Origin of the sequence: Streptomyces sp. NPDC051172, from assembly GCF_040682555.1 — a bacterium.
In the GTDB taxonomy this organism is placed as follows: domain Bacteria; phylum Actinomycetota; class Actinomycetes; order Streptomycetales; family Streptomycetaceae; genus Streptomyces.
Map to the genome: position 1 here is coordinate 1 of NZ_JBFBBE010000301.1, position 1868 is coordinate 1868.

The following is a 1868-nucleotide window of genomic DNA, read 5'->3' on the forward strand; positions in this document are numbered from 1 at the left end:
GGCCCTGCGCCAGCTCGGTGCGCAGGACTTCGCGACGGCGGTGGTCGGCGTGGGCACCTCCATCGAGGCATCGGTGCTGATCACCGTGAACCTCGTGGACCTGGAGATCCCCCACATCTGGGTGAAGGCGATCAGCGAGGCGCACGGCACGATCCTCAAGCGGATCGGGGCGAACCACGTGATCTTCCCGGAGCACGACGCCGGCGTGCGCGCCGCCCACCTCGTGAACGGGCGCATGCTCGACTTCATCGAGTTCGACGACGACTTCGCGATCGTGAAGATGTACCCGCCGGCCGAGTGCGTGGGCTTCACGCTCGCCGAGTCCCGCGTGCGCTCCAAGTACGGCGTGACCGTGGTGGGCGTGAAGACCCCGGGCGAGGACTTCACCTACGCCCAGCCGGACACCCGGGTGGGCCCGCGCGACACCCTCATCGTCTCCGGGCACACGGACCTCATCGACCGGTTCGCGGCCCGGCCCTGAGGCACACCGGAGCCGTCAGGCCCCGAACTCCTCGGCCATCTCCTTGTCGCGCTGCGCGGCCGCGTCCATGGCACGGTTCACGAGGTCGCCCATGCCGCCGTCCAGGAACGCCTCCACGGCCTTCTCAGTGGTGCCGTTCGGGCTCATCACGGCCTTGCGCAGAGCCTCGGCCCTGGCCCCCTCCTGCTGGAGCATGATGCCCGCGCCCTTGACGGTGGCCGCGGCCATGGCCTCGGCGGAGGCGGCGTCCAGTCCCCTCTCCGCACCGTGGGCGGCGATCAGCTCGGCCAGCAGGAACACGTAGGCCGGGGCGGAGCCGGCGGTGGCCACCACGGCGGAGAGCTGCTCCTCGGCCACCGGGACCACCAGGCCGGAGCCTTCGAAGAGAGCGCGCACGGCGGTGGTCTGCTCCTCGGTGACGCCCGGCCCGGGGGCCACGCCCACGACGCCTGAGCCCACCGTCAGGGGCGTGTTCGGCATGGTCCGCACGATCGGCTGCCCCGCCGGCAGCACGGCGGCCATGGTCGCGGAGGTGACGCCGGCTGCCACGGACACCACCACGGTCTCGGGGCGCAGCGACGGCGCCAGGTCCGTGAGGGTGGCGACCACGTCCTTCGGCTTCACGCCCACCAGGACGATGTCCGCCTCGGCGACCGCGGCATGGTTGGCGCGTTCGTCCCGCTCCTGGGAGGTCACGGTGACGCCGTGCTGCGCGGCGGCCTTCTCGGCGGAGGCGGCGGAGCGGGTGGTCGCGGTGACGTCCTCAGCGCGCACGGCGCCGGCCTCGAGGGCTCCGGCGAGGATGGCCCCGGTCATGGTGCCCAGGCCCAGGATGGTCAGCTTCATGGTCGGTCCGTCTCCTTCGTGGTCGGGCGCGGAGCGCCGTCGTCGTCGTGGTGGTCGGTCCCGCCGGCGGCCAGATGCTCGCGCGCGAAGGCGAGCGAGACGGCCAGCTTCTCCTCGCGCTGGCCCGCGTACTCCACGCCGCGGGTGCCCACCTCCACGCACACCGCGCCGGCCAGGCCCTCGGTCGCCAGGTGGCGCAGGGTCTCGGCCACGCGCTGCGTGCCCTCGCCGGGGACCAGGTGGTCGTCCTTGCCGGAGTCGTTGCCGTCGGTGAGGTGGACGTGCCGCAGCCGCGGGCCGAGCTCGCGGACGGCCGCCAGGGAGTCCGCCCGCGCGATGGCCGCGTGGGAGAAGTCCCAGCAGACGTGCTCGTACGGCTCGGGCAGCGGGTTCCAGTGCGGCAGGTACATCTTGGCCTCGCGGCCGTAGGCCCGCCACGGGTACATGTTCTCCACGGCGATCACGACGCCGGTCTCCGCCATGAGCTCGTGGATGCCCTCGGCGAAGCGCACCGCGTACGTGCCCTGCCAGCGGAACGGCG

At 72.9% G+C, this 1868-nt stretch carries 3 protein-coding genes; 1 reads left to right on the forward strand and 2 read right to left on the reverse strand.

What is annotated here, in order from left to right; translation table 11 throughout:
• Nucleotides 1-481: TrkA family potassium uptake protein (locus AB0N07_RS50535; protein ID WP_365847687.1), on the forward strand; the 481-nt coding region annotated here is incomplete at its 5' end.
• Between the two features lie 15 nt (nt 482-496).
• On the opposite strand, the gene proC is transcribed toward AB0N07_RS50535, so the two are convergent.
• Together proC and AB0N07_RS50545 are read right to left on the reverse strand one after the other, a co-directional pair.
• Nucleotides 497-1327 carry a pyrroline-5-carboxylate reductase gene (gene proC / locus AB0N07_RS50540; RefSeq protein ID WP_365847689.1) on the reverse strand — a complete coding sequence of 277 codons (831 nt, stop codon included), beginning with the start codon at nt 1325-1327 and terminating at the stop codon, nt 497-499.
• On the reverse strand, nt 1324-1868 hold a 545-nt coding region (locus AB0N07_RS50545), incomplete at its 5' end, for a sugar phosphate isomerase/epimerase (protein ID WP_365847691.1). The genes proC and AB0N07_RS50545, both read right to left, overlap by 4 nt.